The organism is Thermocatellispora tengchongensis (genome assembly GCF_014202315.1).
In the GTDB taxonomy this organism is placed as follows: Bacteria; Actinomycetota; Actinomycetes; order Streptosporangiales; family Streptosporangiaceae; genus Thermocatellispora; species Thermocatellispora tengchongensis.
Map to the genome: position 1 here is coordinate 251105 of NZ_JACHGN010000015.1, position 17439 is coordinate 268543.

General features: G+C 72.2%; 14 protein-coding genes. 2 read left to right on the forward strand and 12 right to left on the reverse strand.

The genetic code is table 11. From position 1 onward, the window contains the following. The first annotated feature begins 757 nt into the window (after positions 1 to 757). Positions 758 to 1384: a helix-turn-helix domain-containing protein gene (locus HNP84_RS32040; RefSeq protein ID WP_221337004.1), complete on the forward strand. Its 627-nt coding sequence runs from the start codon at positions 758 to 760 to the stop codon at positions 1382 to 1384. On the opposite strand, the gene HNP84_RS32045 is transcribed toward HNP84_RS32040, so the two are convergent. Next, positions 1366 to 1944 carry a dihydrofolate reductase family protein gene (locus HNP84_RS32045; protein WP_185053676.1) on the reverse strand — a complete coding sequence of 193 codons (579 nt, stop codon included), beginning with the start codon at positions 1942 to 1944 and terminating at the stop codon, positions 1366 to 1368. The two genes, HNP84_RS32040 and HNP84_RS32045, sit on opposite strands and share 19 nt — an antisense overlap. 565 nt (positions 1945 to 2509) lie before the next feature. Here HNP84_RS32045 and HNP84_RS32050 point away from each other — a divergent pair. Next, positions 2510 to 4192, forward strand: coding sequence for a YncE family protein (locus HNP84_RS32050; RefSeq protein ID WP_185053677.1), 1683 nt, complete (start codon positions 2510 to 2512; stop codon positions 4190 to 4192). Positions 4193 to 4418: 226 nt separating this feature from the next. Here the strand turns inward: HNP84_RS32050 and HNP84_RS32055 are convergent, their stop codons facing one another. The 11 genes from HNP84_RS32055 to HNP84_RS32105 all read right to left on the reverse strand — a co-directional run bounded on the left by HNP84_RS32055 (position 4419) and on the right by HNP84_RS32105 (position 17438). After that, positions 4419 to 5213: an SAM-dependent methyltransferase gene (locus tag HNP84_RS32055; RefSeq protein WP_185053678.1), complete on the reverse strand. Its 795-nt coding sequence runs from the start codon at positions 5211 to 5213 to the stop codon at positions 4419 to 4421. Positions 5214 to 5221: 8 nt separating this feature from the next. After that, entirely contained in the window at positions 5222 to 6175 is a 954-nt protein-coding gene (locus HNP84_RS32060; protein WP_185053679.1) for a helix-turn-helix domain-containing protein, read from the reverse strand. A 159-nt stretch (positions 6176 to 6334) separates the two neighbouring features. Further along, positions 6335 to 6709 carry an MFS transporter gene (locus HNP84_RS32065; RefSeq protein WP_185053757.1) on the reverse strand — a complete coding sequence of 125 codons (375 nt, stop codon included), beginning with the start codon at positions 6707 to 6709 and terminating at the stop codon, positions 6335 to 6337. A gap of 177 nt (positions 6710 to 6886) precedes the next feature. Continuing rightward, positions 6887 to 7852 carry an alpha/beta hydrolase gene (locus HNP84_RS32070; RefSeq protein WP_221337006.1) on the reverse strand — a complete coding sequence of 322 codons (966 nt, stop codon included), beginning with the start codon at positions 7850 to 7852 and terminating at the stop codon, positions 6887 to 6889. 122 nt (positions 7853 to 7974) lie between these two features. Next, positions 7975 to 10284, reverse strand: a complete 2310-nt coding sequence (locus HNP84_RS32075) for a CaiB/BaiF CoA-transferase family protein (protein WP_185053680.1) — start codon at positions 10282 to 10284, stop codon at positions 7975 to 7977. Then, positions 10281 to 11189: an SMP-30/gluconolactonase/LRE family protein gene (locus HNP84_RS32080; RefSeq protein ID WP_185053681.1), complete on the reverse strand. Its 909-nt coding sequence runs from the start codon at positions 11187 to 11189 to the stop codon at positions 10281 to 10283. The genes HNP84_RS32075 and HNP84_RS32080 overlap by 4 nt, the downstream gene beginning before the upstream one ends. A 26-nt stretch (positions 11190 to 11215) precedes the next feature. Then, positions 11216 to 12211 (reverse strand): MBL fold metallo-hydrolase, encoded by a 996-nt coding sequence (locus tag HNP84_RS32085; protein WP_185053682.1) that lies wholly within the window; start codon positions 12209 to 12211, stop codon positions 11216 to 11218. Next, the gene (locus HNP84_RS32090) at positions 12208 to 14268 is read right to left on the reverse strand and encodes an acetate--CoA ligase family protein (protein WP_185053683.1); all 2061 of its coding nucleotides are present in this window, start codon (positions 14266 to 14268) and stop codon (positions 12208 to 12210) included. The genes HNP84_RS32085 and HNP84_RS32090 overlap by 4 nt, the downstream gene beginning before the upstream one ends. A gap of 30 nt (positions 14269 to 14298) precedes the next feature. After that, positions 14299 to 15396 carry an acyl-CoA dehydrogenase family protein gene (locus tag HNP84_RS32095; protein WP_185053684.1) on the reverse strand — a complete coding sequence of 366 codons (1098 nt, stop codon included), beginning with the start codon at positions 15394 to 15396 and terminating at the stop codon, positions 14299 to 14301. A gap of 13 nt (positions 15397 to 15409) precedes the next feature. Next, the gene (locus HNP84_RS32100; RefSeq protein ID WP_185053685.1) at positions 15410 to 16600 is read right to left on the reverse strand and encodes an acyl-CoA dehydrogenase family protein; all 1191 of its coding nucleotides are present in this window, start codon (positions 16598 to 16600) and stop codon (positions 15410 to 15412) included. 4 nt (positions 16601 to 16604) lie between these two features. After that, positions 16605 to 17438, reverse strand: a complete 834-nt coding sequence (locus HNP84_RS32105) for an enoyl-CoA hydratase/isomerase family protein (protein ID WP_185053686.1) — start codon at positions 17436 to 17438, stop codon at positions 16605 to 16607. Between the last annotated feature and the right edge of the window lies 1 nt (position 17439).

The following is a 17439-nucleotide window of genomic DNA, read 5'->3' on the forward strand; positions in this document are numbered from 1 at the left end:
GCCTGGGTGGCGGACCGGCCTCTGACCTAAGCCGCGCTACACCGCCCACTACAACGACCTCAAGGGCGTACGCCGATCCGCAGCAGCTTCGCCGGCAAGAAGGACGCCGACATAGCCTGGCAGCGAGCCGAGGCGAAGATCGCCAAAGGACGCCTCGGCGACCCGGGACGCGGACGCCAGACCTTTCCAGCAATACGTCGAAGAAACCTGGCTCTCCCACCACGAAATGGAAGCCAGCACCCGCCAGGGCTACACCTACTCCTTCCTGTCCGACATGCTGCGCCGCCGCCGCGTGTTCGTCCTGGCCGCCGGCGTGATCTACGCCCTGGCACGATCATCATGGCGCTGTCCGCGGACGTCCCGCTGCTGTTCACCGGATCGATCGTCAGCTCGGTGGGCCTGGGCGTGTTCTCCGCCGTGGACCGGGTCCTCGCCCTCGACGTGCTGTCCGAGCGGGAGGCCGACGCGGGCCGTTACCTGGGTGTCTTCGGCTTCGCCACCTCCGTGCCCCAATCCGCCGCGCCGTTGCTCGCGCCCCTGCGCCTGGCCGCAGGCGCAGGGGCGCGCGGAGAAGAACTACAGGCTGCTCTACCTCGTGGTCGCCGGCTGCACGCTGGCCGGCGGCCTGATCGTCCGTCCCCACGGAGAACGCGAAGCGGCATATCCTTCGCCTGTGGGACTGCGGTTTAACACGCGCGAGTCGGACTCGGCGTGGGTCGACACCGTGTGGACGTGCACGAGCGAGCAGGTCACCGCAATGACGTCCGTCGCAGGGGCGCGTTGGGGCCTGGTGTTCTGGGAACACGCCGGCCGGGCGTACGCGGGCATCACCGGTCCCGAGACCCGGACCGGCACGGCGCCGGTGCCGGAGGGCGCGACCTTTACCGGCATCGAGTTCGCCATGGGCACCTCGTTGCGGGCCGTGCCCACGCCGGCGCTGGTCGACGGGGGCATCGGGCTCCCCGACACCACGCGGCGGACGTTCCGGCTGGACGGCGCGCGTTGGGAGACGCCCGGCCCCGACGACGCCGAGGCTCTGGTCGAGCGTCTCGTCCGCGCCGGGATCGTGGTCCGCGACCTCCTCGTCACCGACGTGGTGCGGGGGCACCGCCCGGCCGTCTCGGGGCGCACGGTCGAACGCCGGTTCCGCGCCGCGACTGGACTGACGCAGGGCGCGGTCCGGCAGATCGAGCGGGCCCGTACGGCGGCGCGGCTGCTGGCTGCCGGCGACCCGGCCGCCGACGTCGTCGCCAAGCTCGGCTACTTCGACGAGCCGCACCTGGCCAGGGCATTGCGCTCCTACGTCGGACGCACCGTCAGGCAACTGCGCGAGGGCGCCGGCGGCGCGATCGCCCTCGACCTGGATCAGCGCTTGACGTCGTAGACCAGCTTCAGGATCCCGTTCGAGTAGCTCTCCGATTCCCGCAGCCTCAGCATGTGCTTGTCTCGGTCGGCCCTGCTGAACAGGCTCTTCCCGGCACCGAGCAGCACGGGGAAGACGAGCAGGTTGTACTGGTCGATCAGGCCCGCGTCCGACAGCCGCCGGGCCAGCTCCGCGCTCCCGTGGATGAAGATCGCGCCGCCGTCACCCTCCTTGAGCGCGGCGACGTCTTCGGTCGAGCGCAGGATCGTGGTCGGCCCCCACCCGTTCACGATGGCGTCGTCGGACAGCGTGGTCGACACCACGTACTTGGGCAGCTCCTTGTAGGCGGCGTGGTCCTCCGAGCCGGGCCAGACGGCCGCGAACGCCTCGTAGCTGCGGCGGCCGAACATCAGCGCCGTCGTGTCGGTGAGCTCCTCACCCTTCAGCGACCAGGCTTCGGGGACGAATTCGAGGTCCTTGAACACCCACCCGCCGCTGCGGTGTTCCTCCCCAGGCCCACCGCCCGGCGAGTCCACGACGCCATCGAGCGACATGAAACCGGTGTAGACCAAGTTACGCACTGTCCATCTCCTCATACTCGGGCAAGCTGCCGGGTTCACGCTAGATCACGGCCGCGGTAGCCGTCTTGGACGGAAACGACAGCGGGTCCTCCAGATCCCCCAGTAGCGAGGTCGTAGGCCACCGTAGACGCCGTAGGCGATGTAGACAACGTTGGCGACGGTACTGCCGTCTTCGCGCCGTACCGGCAGCGCCAGCCGACGCCTTTCGGCCGCCGGCGACGCGGTCGGCGGCGCATTGGGAGCGGTCCTGCTTGGTGGCCAGAGGAGCTGTACGCCGCTGTTCCCGCCCCGCATGTTGGCGCTTCGCGCCCTCGAAGGGTGATCAGGAACAATTGACGTTTCCGCGCGGGAGATGCTCGGGGCCACCCGATCGTCGGCTGGGTCATGACAGGGGCGATGGCCGAGGGACGGGTCCACCCTTCGAATCACGACGCCGAAGATCCCTGGACGACAATGCCACACTATGCGAATATGTGTTCGATTAGCGAAGATCGTCAGCGGAGGTGAGTCCCGTAGTCATGTCGGAGTGCTCGCTTCTCCTCTTCTCCCCCAGAACGGAGTGCCTGTGCGCCCATCAACCTCTGCCCGTACCGCGCTGTCCCGCCGATTAGTCGCCTGGGCAGGGACGCTGCTCCTGGCGGCGGCCCTGCTCGTCACTCAGGCGCCCACCGCCGCGGCCGCCGCGACCGTCACGGACCTCGGCGTCGCCGGGAAGGGCGGAGACGTGGTGGCGCGCAGCAGCAAGGTCTTCGTCGCCGCCGGCGACCAGATCGTGGTCACGTCCATCGACGGCAAGGTCATCAACACGATCCCCGGCCTGTCCGGTGCCGTCGCCCTGGCCTCGCCGGAGGCCGGAAGGAAGGTGTACGCGGCGCTGCGCGATTCGCATGAAGTGATCGAGATCGACACCACCACGCTCGCCATCACCAAGCGCATCGACCTCACCGCGTACCCGTGCCCGTCGAGCCTGGCGCAGTCGTACGACCGGCTGTGGATCGGATTCGGTTGCGGCGAAGCGGGAGAGGGAGGCGTTCTCGGCCTCATTCCGGCGGCGGCGACACCCACCCCCGTCCGGGTCGGGCCGGCCACGACGCAGGCTCCGCTCGTCGCCGTCGCCGGGAACACGCTGGTGGCCGGGGAGCCGGGAGTCAGCCCCGCCACCGTCAAGGTGTACGACATCAACACCACGCCTCCCACTTCGCGCGGCGAGATCCGCGGAGACGCGAACGGGCTGCCGGCCCTGCGGGATCTCGCAATCGCCGAGTACGGGTCGGCGGCGCTGTCGGCGTTGGACGATACCCGCCGGTTCGACGCCTGGGACACGACAGCCCTGACTCAGGGCCGCGCCTACGACAGCAGCGGATTCGGCGAGCACGGCCTCCCCACCGCTGTCGCGGCCAGCCCGAACGGCGCCTACGTCGTGGGCGGCTGGAACTCCTCCGCGGGCGACGCGGCGGAGCTCGTGGTGTACGACGCGACCACCGCGGAGGTCATCTACACAGCCGCCCACCAGGGGAAGGCGGTGATGGCCGGCAGCATCGAGTTCTACGGCACACTCACCTTCGCGGTCTTGAAAGAGCCCGGCACCGGGCGGATGCACCTCTGGCGGCTGCCGCCCTCGCCCTACCACTCCTCCACGCTGACCTTGACGGCTCCCTCCAAGGTGACCGCGCTCAAGCAGTCGACCTTCAGCGGGCGACTCACGCTGAGCAGCGGACTGCCACCCGGCGTACAGACGCTCGAACTGTACCGCTGGCTCCCCGACGGCACCTCCAGGCCGTTCCAGGAGATCACCACGGCGGCGGACGGGACCTACCGATTCACCGACGCCCCGCCGTCCACCGGGGCGTTCAAGTATCAGGTGTACTGGCCGGCCAACTCATGGTTCCGGGGTAGCGGCTCCTCGGTGACCGTCACGGTGGCCCCGTACGAGCCGACGCTCACCGTGACCGGACCGGCGACGGGCAACGTCGGCGAGCGACTCGAATTCAGCGGCACCTTCGGCGCCGACGGCATCACCTTCCCGCGGACGACCATCACCGTCTCGCGCAAGGTCGTCAGCCCGGACGGCACCGTCACCTCGAAGGGCCTGGTGAAGTTGATCCCCGCCGCCGACGGGTCGTTCAGCTTCTCCGACACGCCGGCCGCGGCCGGCGAACACACGTACACCGTGAACTTGCTCGGCAACTCGACCATCGAGTCAGCGAGCACCACCCACGTGGTCACCGTCCTCCAGGCGCCCGCGTAGCATCCCGACCCCCGGTGACGGCGACCCGACTCGCCGTCACCCATGTCTCCCGTCTCACCGCGAAGGACTGACAGAGGCTCGCAACGACCGGGCCCCGACCGGATCGTCCAGATGCTCACACGGGCGGGGGTGTCTCCTCAGGCAGGGCGGTGGGGTGAAAGGCGGCGGTCCCCCTCCCCCGGGGAAACCGCCGCCTGTGAAGACCGGATGGTGCGTGTCGGCCTGGTCAGGGTTTGACGCCGACGGCGGCGACGGACTCCGGCGCCGCCTCCGGGTACGGGTCCCCCTCGCGGGGACGCCAGCGCGCGACGCCGGACAGGCCCGGCGCCACCAGCTCCCACCCGTCGAACAGCGCCCTGATGGCGTCGTGGCTGCGAGGCCACACCCCGCTCGGGGTCTGCCGATAGACGGCCTTGCCGGCGGCGGCCTCCTCCTCCGACATGGTGTCGGTGCACGCGTGCGTCAACGCCAGGTGCGAACCGGACGCGAGCCGGTCACGCAGGAACGCGATGGCGCCGGCGGGGTCGTCGTCGTCGGGGACGAAGTGCGCCACGGCGACGATGAGCAGCCCGACCGGCCGCGACAGGTCCAGCGCGTCCCGCACCTGCGGGTCCTCCAGGATCGCCTGCGGGTCGCGCAGGTCGCCGCCGATGACGGTCAATCCGGGCTCGCGCAGCTTCGCCTGGCCGTGCGCGACCACCTGGGGGTCGTTGTCGACGTACACGACGCGCGCGTCCGGGTGCACGGCGCGGGCGTAGTCGTGCGCGTTCGGGGTGAGCGGCAACCCGCACCCGATGTCGAGGAACTGCGTCACGCCCGCCTCGGCCATGGCGCGCACCGCGCGGAGCATGAACCCGCGGTTCGCGCGCGCAGCGTGCTGCACCGTCGGGAACTTCGCTTTCAGCACCTCAGCAGCGGCCTGGTCGGCCAGGTGGTAGTCCTTCCCGCCGAGCAGGTAGGTGTAGATCCTGGCCGCGCTCGGGGCGCTCGCCTGCCGCTGGGTGTCGCTCGGATTCGCCAAGACAGGGGTCACCTTTCCGTGGTGGGGGTGTCGGCGCTGTCGATCTCGTGGAGGCGGTCGCGGATCGCCGTGAGCATCCCGGCCGCGCGGGCGGGCCCGTGGGCGGCGACCGCGAGCTGGTCGAACAAGGCGGTGTAGTGGTTCATCTCATCGCGCTCGTACACCGCGAACGCGTCTGGTGGCTTGCCCAGCACCACCAGGTCCGGCTGGTCTTCTGGGGCGTACCGGTAGATCGCGAACCGGCCACGGGACACGGGCGTGAACCGGGCCCGCATCGGATTGATCTGGATGGAGATGTTGGTCCGGCGGGCGGCGCAGATGAGCGCGTCGAGCTGCCGGCGCTGCACGTCCGGCCCGGCGATGGAACGCCACAGCGCCGGCGCCTCGATGATCGCCCACAGGCGTGGCCCGCCCGTCGAGTGCAGCCGTTCCTGCCTGCGCAGCAGGCTGTCCACCTGCGCCCGCACCGCGTCCTCGGGCAGGGGCGGGAAGGTGGAGATCCGCGCCACCTCGGCCGCGTACTCCGGGGTTTGAAGCAGCGGCGGCACCAGATCCGGGGCGTAGACGGAGATCAGCTCCGCGGTCTGCTCCAAACCGACCGCGGCGTACTCCTGCCACGGCGAGTCGGTGCCGTCCCACCACTGCGGGAGACGTTCCCCCAGCAGGATCGACAGGATGACCCGCTGCTCGTGCGGGTTCCTCACCCCGTACAGGTTGAGGAGTTCGACCACGTCGTCCCGGTTCTGGTCGTACACACCCCGCGCGATGTTGCTGATCTTCGGCACGGACGCGCCGATCTCGTCCGCGGCGACCTTCTGAGGCAGGCCCGCCGCCTTGCGCAGGTCCCGCAGCCGCGCCCCGACGAGCATCTTCGCGGCCTGCTCACGTTCGAGGACTCGCTCGGCAGCCTCCTCGCCGGCGACCGAACTCCAGCCGCCAGGCTCCGCGCGATTGCCCACCATCCCTCCTTCGCCGGTCCTACGACCGGCGAAGGGCAGGGGTGCCCTGTGGACCGCTGGGGTCGCTCCGCAAGCCTGGACTTCAGCAGTAGCGCCCGTCAAGAGGAGTTGAAGTCTTAGCTACTTCGTTCACCTGCGGTTTTATGACCCCGGCTTCGGGCGTCACCCATGATCGACTTTTAGCACCTGAAAGTCGCGAGAGGCGAAACCAGCGGCGCAGATGACCAGGGTCGGGGCGGCCGCGCGGTGGCCGGCGACGACGGTGAAGACGGACCCGAGAAGGCGCGAGTACGGGACGGGCTCGCGCGGTTCGAGGGGCGGGATCACCTTGCGGAGCACGACGGCGAGGACGAGCGTCACCGCGGCCGCGATCACGTAGATCGCCCGCCAGCCCAGCAGGTCGGCGACGAACCCGCTGAGCGTGCGGGAGAGCAAGACGCCGATGAGGACGCCGGAGGTGACGGTGCCGACGATCCGTCCGCGCCGCTCGGGCGCAGCGAGCTCCCCGGCCAGCGGGGCAAGGAGCGAGGCCTGCAGCGGACGTGGGTGTGCGCGCCACGCAGGATGCCCGCGGCGTTGAGCAGCGCCGTGTGCGCCTACGAACGACGAGGTCCGCTGGCACTGCTGGCCGGTATGCGCCGGCTGGGGCTGAGCGCCGCCGGCGACCTGGCCGTGATCGGCGCCGGTGACATCCCCGCCGCTCGCTTCGCCCCGCTACATGACCTCTTCGAGGGAGGCGGGACCTCCCGACAGAACAGCCCCATCGACGACCCGGCCCTCGGCGACCCGCCGGACGAACGCGACGGCGCGCTCCACGGCCTCGGTGGCCTCGGGCAGAAAGCCGGTCGCCGCCTGCCAGACGTGTTGCATGTGCGGCCAGACCTCCAGCTCCACGTGCACGCCGGAGCGTGCGGCGTTCGCCGCGAGCGCGAGGGAGTCGTCCAGCAGCAGCTCGGCGCTGGAGACCTGAATGAACAGCGGGGGCAGCCCGGCCAGATCGGCGATCGCCGGAGAGACATACCCGTCTTCAGGCGAGTGCCCGGCCAGGTAGTCGGCCGTCATGGTCGGCCCGAGTCCGGGGTTCAGGAGCAGGTCGGTTTCGGTGTTGGTGACCCAGCTACCGCTGGTGTAGTTCTCGGGTCGCAGGTCGAAGACCCCGGAGAACAACGCCCCGGCGAGCGCGCGGGTGTCCCCGGCGTCACGGCGGCGCATCAGCAGTGCGGCGGCCAGGTTGGCGCCTGCCGACTCCCCTGCCACCACCACCCTGGCCTCGGGGAACAGCGCCTGGACCCGCTCGTAGGCGGCCTCGCAGTCATCCAGGGCCGCTGGATAGGGATGTTCCGGCGCCAGCCGGTACTCCGGCAGCAGCACCCGCGCACCGGTACCCAGCGCGACCTGCGCGGCCAGCGCGCGAACCGCCTTGGCCGATCCGGCGCGGAATCCGCCGCCGTGGATGTGGACGATCGCCAGGTCGTCCCTGGCGCCGTCCGGCGTCATCAGCCGGGTGCCCGGGGCCGACCCGTCGAACTCCTCGTCGGTCACGCCGGGGACCGGTCGGTAGGCATCGTCGTAGGCATGCGACTGCTCGCGCTCGGCCTCGATGGAGGGCCGCTCGGCAGGGGATCTGTCGCGCGCCTCCCGGAACATCGTCACCAGGAGATCGTGGGTTTTGCTGGGCACGGGCCGTCCTCGTTCTTGCTAACACGTGTAAGTGAAGCACACGTTAACAGGCACCTCACGTGGCGGCAAGAAGCCCCTGCATGGGTACATCCGCGGTCCGAATCGCCGCTCGGCGGGCCGGGCTAGGAGCGCAGCCGGGCTCCCAGCGGCGCGGTCCCGATCACGTTCTCCTCGGCCAGCTTGCGGATCTCCGCCTCGTCGAGGCCCAGCTCCCCGGCGAGGATGTCGGTGTTGTGCCGGCCTAGGGTGGGGGCGGCCGAGCGGGACCAGCCGCCCCGGCCGTGGAAGCGGAAGGGCAGCACGGGCAGCGGCAGGGTGCCCGCCAGCGGGTGGGTGACGGTCTCGAACAGGCGCGCGGCGAGCTGCGGGTGCTCGTGGGCGAAGCGCGGGTCGGTCATGGCGGCGGCGGGGACGCCCCGGGCCCGGAGCAGGGCGGCGGTCTCGGTGGCGTCGCGTCCGGACATCCATGCGGCCAGTTCCCGGTCCAGTTCGTCGTGCTGGGCCAGCCTGCCCGCGACGTGGTCCAGGCTCGCGTCGGCGTCCCATCGCGCCAGGCCGGCGACCTGCTTCAGCGCGGCCCACGCCGCGTCGTCCGTAACGGTGAGCGCGAGCCAGTTCTCCTCCCCCGCACCCGCGTAGACCCCCTGCGGGGCGAGGTCGTGCTCGCGGTTGCCGGTCCGGCCCAGGAGCCTGCCGTTCGCCGTCCACTCGATGACCTGCTCACTGGTCATCACCAGGGCCGCCTCGGCGAGCGGCGACTCCACCAGGGTGCCGACGCCCTCGCGCTCGCGGCGGGCGAGCGCGCACAGTGTGGCGAAGGCGGCGTTCGATCCGCTCATGGGGTCGGCCGCGCCGCCGCAGTTCAACGGGTCGCCACCGGGGTAGCCGGTGACCCAGCACATCCCGGAGTACTGCTCGACGGTCTGGGCGAAACCGACGAGGTCGCTCAGCGGCCCGTCCAGGCCGAAGGCGGGCATGCGCACGACGACCAGGCGCTCGTTCAGCGCGTGCAGATGCTCCCAGTCCAGGCCGAACCCGGGCAGCACGCGGGGGGCGAAGTTCTCCAGCAGGACGTCGGCGCCGGCGAGGAGGCGCTTGAGCAGGGCCAGTCCCTCGGGATGGGACAGGTCGAGGGTGAGGCTGCGCTTGTTGTGGTTGATGCCGAGGAAGTAGTTGCTGTACTCCCACCAGGAGGGGGCGTCGGTCAGCGTGCCGCCGACCAGACGGCAGCCGTCCACCCGGCTCGGCGACTCGACCTTGATCACGTCCGCGCCGAGGGCGGCGAGGAAGGTGCCGACGTACGAGCCGGCCCACCACGAGCACAGCTCGATGACCCGCAGCCCCTCGAACGGGCGGTCCGCCGCGGGCCGATCGCCGGGCGGTGCCGCGACGACGTGGTCCGGCCGGGCCGGCCGCTTGCCGTCGAAGCGGAACGGGACCACCGGATGCCGGAAGGAACCCGTCGGGTCCTCGGTGTAGAAGCCGCGTGCCACGGTCTGCGCGTCGGTGAGGATCGTCTCGCCGTTGTGCACGGGGGCGACCGGGATGCGGAACAGCCGGGCGAGATCGACGATCTCCTGGACGGTGTGCCGCGTGGTCCACGCCCGGACGGCGGCGCTCCACTCGGCGTAGCGCGCGTAGCGGCCGTGGTAGGTGAGCATGTCCGGATCGTCGAGGTAGTCGGGCCGCTCGATGAGGACCATGAAGTCCTGCAGGTTCTGCGCGCTGCCGATGTTGAAGCCGACCCATCCGTCGGCGGCCGGCTCTACGGACGGGGTGAAGCGGCGCCGCACGATCGCGCGGTCCCTCTCGTCGCCGCGGATGGAGGAGGCGGCGTCGCTGAACATCGTGTGGCCGTAGTGGGCGACGTCGAGGAGCGCGATGTCCACCACCTCGCCCGTTCCGCCGTGACGCGCCTCCAGATGGGCCGCGAGCGCGGCGGAGGCCGCCATGGACCCGGCCAGCCAGAAGGTCTGCCGCCCTCCGATCCTGAGCGGGTGGGACTCGGGCAGCCCGCAGCGCGCCAGTGCTCCGGACTCGGCCAGGACGGTGAACTCCGACCAGGGGCGCCGCTCCTGCGACCAGGGGCCGCTGAGCCCCCACGGCGTGATGGCGACGACGACGCATCCCGGCCGCCGTCCTTCCAGGGCGGAAGGTGGCAGGTGATCGGCCTCGACCACGACGATGTCCGCCATGGCGGTGAGTTCGCGCAGGGATGGATCCCCCTCCGTTCCCGGACGTTTGCCGGCGTGCAGGTACGCGAAAAGCGGACGCTCCCCGCCCTGCTCGCGCCTCTCCGCGCGGCCCGTGAGGCGCACCTCGGCGCCGAGGTCGGCGAACAGCCGGCCGCAGTACGCGCCGGCGATGGAACCGGAGACCTCGATCACGCGAACGCCCGCCAGCGGAGGGCACGTGTCACGCTCCGCCGTCATGGCCGCGTCGCCCCCGCTCCGACCGGCACCCGCACCGCCCAGATCGAGCCTCGGCCCTCCCGGCGCGACTTGCCGAAGTCGTACACCTCGAAGCCGCAGCACAGGAACAACGTGCGGCGGCCGGGGCCGCCGAGGCCGCAGGCGGTGGAGCGTCCGGCCAGGGCCGGGTCGACGACCACCCTGTCGGTGACCAATCCGCCGTCCACGACGCGCACCGCGCCGCCCCCGCCGGGCTGGGCCACCCATGCACCGCCCTCGGCGTCGAGGCAGAGCCCGTCGGGGAGGATGTCCACCTCGGCGAACAGCGACCGGTTGCCCAGCGACCCGTCCTCGGCCACGTCGAAGGCGAGCACCTGGTTGGCGAAGGCCGCGGCCGTGACCAGGGTCCGGCCGTCCGCGCTGAGTGCGATGCCGTTGGCGCCGGCGATCTCGCCGGCCTCGGTGAGGTCGCGGGCGGCGCCGTCCGGGCCGACCAGGATGATGAACGAGTCGCGCTTGGGCTCGCCGCGCCACAGGTCGCAGCCGAGCTGGGTGACGTACGCCCGCCCGGCCGCGTCCACGACCATGTCGTTGATCGGGCCGACGGCCAGGCCGCGCAGGTCGGCGTGGACCTCGACATTCCTGCCGTCGTAGACGAGGACCAGCTTTTCGAACATCGAGTTGACCAGCATCCGGCCGTCGGGCAGGAACCCGGTCCCGGCGACGACGACCTCCGCGCCGTCCACGCCCTCGCGACCGCCGAGGTCGAGGAAGGTCTCCGCCCGGCCGTCCTCGTTCAGGCGGATGACCCGGCGGTTGTACATGTCGGAGAAGTAGAAGTGGCCGTCGTGCCAGCGGGGGCATTCGGTCCAGCTATAGCCGGTCGCGATCCGCTCGGCGGGGTGCAGTGCGGGGAAGGGGAACATGGCGGGGTCCTCAATCCTGTCGATCGTCAGTCGGCGAGCGCGTACACCGCGACGCCGTCTCCGGCGGTGCGGCGGACGGCGCCCGCACACCGGAGGCGGGCGAGGCGGGCGAGCACCTCGCCCAGGGCGAGGAACTGCAGCTTGCCGGGCAGGTCGTGCAGGGTCCCGCGTCCCCACCCGAGCCGCAGCGCCAGCGCGTACGGCGTCAGCGGCCCGGCCGCCAGGCCGGCGCGGGTCTCCTCCAGCTTGCGGCGGTGCCGGGCGAGGTGGCGGGTGGCCAGCGCGGCCACATCCGCCACCGGGTCGCCGTGACCGGGCAGGGCCAGGGTCACGTCCAGGGAGGCGACGCGCCGCACCGACTCGTGGTAGGCGGCCAGCGGGTCGGGCGGGGAGCCGGGCCGTACGGTGACGTGCGCGTTCCCGCCGCCGGGCGGCAGCAGGTGGTCGCCGGTGAGCAGCAGCCGGCGGCGCGGCTCGTACAGGCAGATGTGGCCGCTGGTGTGACCGGGTGTGAACAGCACGCGCCAGCGCATCGACCCGACCGCCAACTCCTCGCCGTCGGCGACGTGCCGGATGACGGCGGGCGGCGGACCGGGCTCGGGCGCGAACGTCGCGGCGATCGCCGCCGCCCGGTGGCCGGGCACGCCGCGCCGTTCCAGCCAGCCGGTCAGCCCGTCGCGGCTCAGACCGCACCAGGTGGCGAGCCCGTCCAGGGTGTGCTTCTCGGCGGGGTGGATCAGCACGGGGACGCCGAGCTCACGCTGCACCGCCGCGGCGTGGCCGACGTGGTCCCGGTGGGCGTGGGTGATCAGCACGCCGCGCAGCCCCGGCGGCGCGACTCCGGCCGCCGCCAGCAGGGCGGGGATGTGGTCGGCGTCGGCCTGCTCGGTGGCGGCCGTGTCGATCAGCAGCCCTTCGCCGCCGTCGGCGAGCAGGTAGCAGTTGGCCGTGATGGCGTCCATGGGGACCTGGGCCCGCCACAGGCCCGCCGCCACCCGGTCGATGCGCTGGAGCGGCGTCATGCGTACAGGTGGATCTTGGCGTCGAGCACGGTCAGCTCGCCGCCGGCGGCGCGGACGATCGGGTTGAGGTCGATGGACTCCACGCGCGGGTCGCGCATGACGCGTTCCAGCGCGGCGATCAGCTCGCCGAAGCCGCCGTCTCCGGCTGCCACCTCGCCGAAGCCGCCGTCTCCGGCGGCCTGGGGCAGGTGCCGTCGCAGCAGGGCGGCGAGCTGTCGCGGTGACAGCGGCAGCAGGCGCAGGCCGACGTCCTTGTCCTCCACGCCGCTGCCGCCGGGGCCGATCGCGACGAGGGGGGCGCCCCCGGGGGCCCGGGACAGGCCGACGAAGTATTCCTCGTCGTGCGGGACGAACTCCGCGAGCGTGACCGCCGCGCCGAACAGGGCCCGCAGGTAGCCGATCGCGGCGACGGCGGCCTGCGGGCCGGGGACGTGGGTGACGACGGCGCCTTCCTTGGCGCGGTGGGCCGAGCCGGTCTCGGCCTTGGCCACCACGGGGAAGCGCACCTCGCGCACCGCCTCGGCGGCGTCCTGCTCCAGGCCGATCGTCCAGGTCGCGGGCCAGGACAGGGGCACCGGGGCGAGCAGTTCACGCGTCTCGGCGGCCGACGCGACCCGGGTGGGGCCGCCGGCCGCCCGCGACCCGGCCGGCGGCTCGGGGCCCGGCTCGCCGCGGCTCCAGGTGCGCAGCGCCCGCAGCTTGACCAGCGTGTCGTGCACGCCGTAGCCGATCGTCACATCCGGGCCGAAGGCGTCACCCGCCGGGTCCTCGATCCGGAGGGAGGCGGCCACGGGGTGCTTGCCGGACTCGCGGACGATCCGGATCGACTCCTGCAGTTGCCAGGTGAAGGACGGCGGGTCGGCGTCGGTGGGGATGAACGGGATGACGTTCACCACGATGTCGAAGCCCGGGTCCCGGGCGAAGGAGGAGACCACCTCCCGGTAGTGGTCCGGCCGGCCGATCAGTCCGGCGCCCATGTCCAGGGGGTTGGCGTGCCCCCCTTCGGCGGGCTGGGGCAGGTCGACGCCCGCGGCGCTCATCGCGTCGGCCAGGATGATCGCGCCGCCGCCCGTGCCGGTGAACAGGCCCACGCCGGCCGCGCCGAGCCTGCGGCACGAGGCCGACTTCAGCGCCGCGACCGAGGCCACCAGTTCGTCGGGGTCGGCGACCATGACGACGCCGTACTGCTCGCACACGCCGCGCACCAGGCGTTCCGGTGTGGCAAGCGCGCCGGTGTGGGAGCGCGCCATGGACGCGCCGGCGTCCGACAGCCCGCCGAGGAGCAGCACGACCGGCTTGCCGTGCTCGGCGGCGGCGCGTGCGAAGCGGGCGAACTCCGGCACCGAGGAGACGTTCTCGGCGTAGACGGCCAGCACGGAGACGTCGTCGTCGGCGAGCAGGCTCTCGCCGAGGGAGGCGTAGCCGAGCAGGGCCTCGTTGCCCAGGCTGTAGGCCGAGTGCACGCCGAGCCCGGAGCGGCGCAGGCCGCGCAGGATCAGCCCGAGCAGCCCGCCGCTCTGGCTGAGCACCGCGACGTCCCCCGGCTCGGGGGCCGGCCCGATCGGCAGGTCCAGCGCGTTCAGTCCGTGGCGGAAGGACGCGACGCCGACCGACTGCGGCCCGAACAGCGGCACCCCGTGCCGCCGGGCCCAGGCGGCGAGTTCCCGCTCCGCGGCGATGTTGCCGGCCTCGCGGAAGCCGTTGGCGAAGACGATCGCGCCGCGGGGCGGACGGTCCTCGGTCTCGCGCAGCGCGGGCAGCACCAGTTCGCCGCGGACGAGCAGCCACAGCAGGCCGATCTCCCCGTCCACCTCGGCCAGGGAGGTGGCGGCGGGGATGCCGAAGACGGTGCCGCCGCGGCGGCCGACCACGTTGATCCGCCCCTGGAACGGGCAGCGGGGGTCCTGGAGGCTGTCCAGGATCAGCCGGGTGGTGCCGCCCCGCTCATTGGCGCCGAGCAGGGTCACGGCCGGGGTGTCCCACATGGCGGCCAGCCGTGTCGCCCAGTCCAGGGGCGCGGTGGGCGGGTCCGCCGTGGTGGTGGCGGGATCGCTCACGCCGTGTTCCTCCTGATTCGCATGGTGGTGCTAGGCCGCGGGCCAGGCGGCGAACTCGCCGTGGAAGTCCCGCTCGGCGTCGGCGAGGACCGCGTCGCCGAGTTCGGCGAGCAGGTGGCGAGGGGTGCCGAGACGCAGCTTGTGCGCCTTCGCCCGCCGGTAGAAGTGGTGCAGGGGGTACTCCTTCATGAAGCCGATCCCGCCGTGGAGCTGGACGGCGGTCTTGGTGACCCGTTCCGCCGCCTCGCCGGTGTGCCAGGCGGCCATCAGGGCATGGCGGGTGAAGGGATGCGCGTGCGCGGCCCGCCACAGCGCCGACCACACCAGCAGCGAGGCGGACTCGACGTCCATGCGCATGTCGGCGCTGTGGTGCTGGACCGCCTGGAACATGCCGATCGGGCGGCCGAACTGGTGACGCCGCTTGGCGTTGTCCACGGTCATGTCCATCGCCCTGCGGGCGCAGCCGAGCAGGTCGGCGGCGCGCAGCAGCCGGGTGAGCTGCGTCTGCTCACCCCAGACGGCTCGGCTCGCCCCGCCGATGAGGGGCAGGCCGGCGGGGTCGAGCGCGGTGAGCCGGACGTCGGCCACCCGCTCGTTGTCGAAGACCTCAAGGGGGGTGACGGACACGGCCGCATGGTGACGCGGCAGCAGGCGTACGGCGATCCGGTCCGCGTCTTCCGCCGTGACCAGCAGGAAGGCGTCGGCCGCGGCGGCCCACTCGACCTGGCCGATCGTGCCGTCGCCGTCCAGGTCACGGGCGTCCAGGACACAGACGGGGGCCGCCTCCCCGGCGATCCGGGCGAGAAGGTCGTCGCACGCCTGCGTCGCCTCGGGCAGGCGCGCGGCGAGCAGCCCCGCGGACATCGTGGCGCGCAGCGGCGAGGCCACCGCGAAGTAGCCCATGCGGCTGACGACGAGCCCCAGCTCGACCAGCGTGGACTCCTCCCCCGCGCGCTCCAGGCCGAGGCCGGTCCAGCCCAGCATGGCCGTCCGGGCGAGCAGGTCGCGGTCGTAGCCGTGCTCGGTGGCCGCCACCGCGTCGATCCGGTCCAGGGGCGCGTGCCGCTCCAGCATCTGGTCGGCCGAGCGGACGAGCTCCTGTTGCACGTCCGAGAGCCGTTGGTCCACGGGGTGGCCTCCTCTACTTGCGGTTGCGGGGCAGGCCCAGGCCCCGCTGGGCGATGATGTCGCGCTGCACCTCGTTGGTCCCGGCGGCGAACTTGCGCACCGGCGACTCGCGGTAGTCCAGTTCGACCAGGCCGTGGATCGGTGCTCCCGGGGCGCCGACGCGAAGCTGCCCGCGCGGGCCGATCAGGTCCAGGCCGGCGCTGGGCAGTTCCTGGAACACCTCCGAGCTCCACACCTTGGCCATCGACGCCTCCGCCGCCAGCGGCTCGCCGCGGGTGATCAGGGCGGCGACCTGGGCGGAGAGCAGGCGGACGATCTCGACCTTGGTGGCGAGCCGGCCCAGCTCGGCGCGTACGGCGGGGTCGCCGGCCGGGCGCGGGCCGGCGCCCTCGCCGGCCAGGGACCACTCGATCAGCTCGCGCAGCTCCCTTACCTGGATGTTGGCGTTGAGGTTGCGTTCCAGGTCCAGGGAGAGCGAGATGACCTTCCAGCCCTCGTTCTCCTCACCGACGCGGCGGTCCACCGGTACGCGCACGTCGTCGAAGAAGATCTCGTTGGTGCGGTAGTCGGCCTGGGTGATCATCGGCCGGACCGTGATGCCCGGTGTGTCCAGCGGGACGATGAGCAGCGAGATGCCCCGGTGCCGCGAGTCGGGCGGGCCGGTGCGCACGGCCAGCCAGATGTGGGTGGAGTACTGGGCGCCGGTGGTGAAGATCTTCTGGCCGTTGAGGACGTAGTGGTCGCCGTCGCGTACGGCGCGCAGTTGCAGGGCCGCCAGGTCGGTGCCCGCGCCCGGCTCGCTGAAGCCGAGGCAGAACTCGATGTCGCCGGCGAGGATGCCGCCCAGGAACTCGCGCCGGTGCTCGGGCGAGCCGGCCCGCATCAGCGTGGGGCCGATCATGGTGACGGACATCAGCATCTCGGGGAGCTTGCGGTAGGACAGCTCCTCGATCACCAGCCATTGGGCGAAGTAGCTCTTGCCGCGCCCGCCGTACTCGGCGGGCCAGGCCAGGCCGAGCCAGCCGTCGCCGCCCAGGCGTTTGAGGAAGGCCCGCCGGGCGGCGATGTCCTCCGGGGCCATGGCGTGGTCGGGCCGCACCAGGGGCGGCTCGCGGGGGATGAAGCCCTCCTCGGCGAGGCCGTCCAGGTAGCGCCGGAACTCGCCGAGCAGCGCCGCGTCCTCCTCCTCGATGCCGAAGTTCACGGGCTCACCTTCCTTCGTAGCCTGCGGGGTCGCGCTTTTCCAGGAACGCGGCCACCGCCTCGGCGTGGTCCCGGGAGAGCATGGTCAGGCTCTCCAGGCCGTAGCCCTCGGTGGCGTGGGCGTGGACCGCCTGCCTGATCTGGTTGTTGAGGATGCGCTTGGTCCAGCGGATCGCCAGTGGCGGGAGCGCGGCCAGCTCGCGGGCCTGGGCCAGCGCCGACGAGAGCACGTCCTGCGCGGGGAGCGCCCGGTCGGCCAGGCCGATCTGCACCGCCTGGGCGCCGCTGATCAGCTTGCCGCTGAGCAGCATCGACTTGGCCCGGGGCATGCCGGCGGCCAGCGCCAGCAGGTACGCCTGCGGGGCGACCAGGCCGCGCAGCACGTGGGTGTCGCCCAGCTTGGCCTCCTCGGCGACGACCATGATGTCGGCCAGCAGCGCGATGCGCAGCCCGGCGCCGACGGCGTGCCCGTTCACCGCGGCGATGACCGGCACGTCGAGGTCGAGCATCGCCGTCATGAAGTCGGTGCCGCGGTCCACCGGAAGCCGGCGCACCCACGCCGGGTTGCCGCGCGGGTCGGCCATCCTCTCGGCGCGCTCGCGCATGGTGCCGATGTCGCCGCCGGAGGAGAACCGCCTGCCTCGGCCCGTGATCACGATCGCCCGGATGTCCGGGTCGTCGCGCATTCCCCGGAAGCAGGCGGTCAGCTCGGGGGTCATCGCGGTCGTGGGGTTGGCCCGGTCCGGGTCCGCGCCGAGCGTGATCAGCGCGATCGACTCCGAGACCGCCACCTCGATCGCCTCGTACGCGCCGTACCGGGCCGTAGCGCCGTCTGTCATC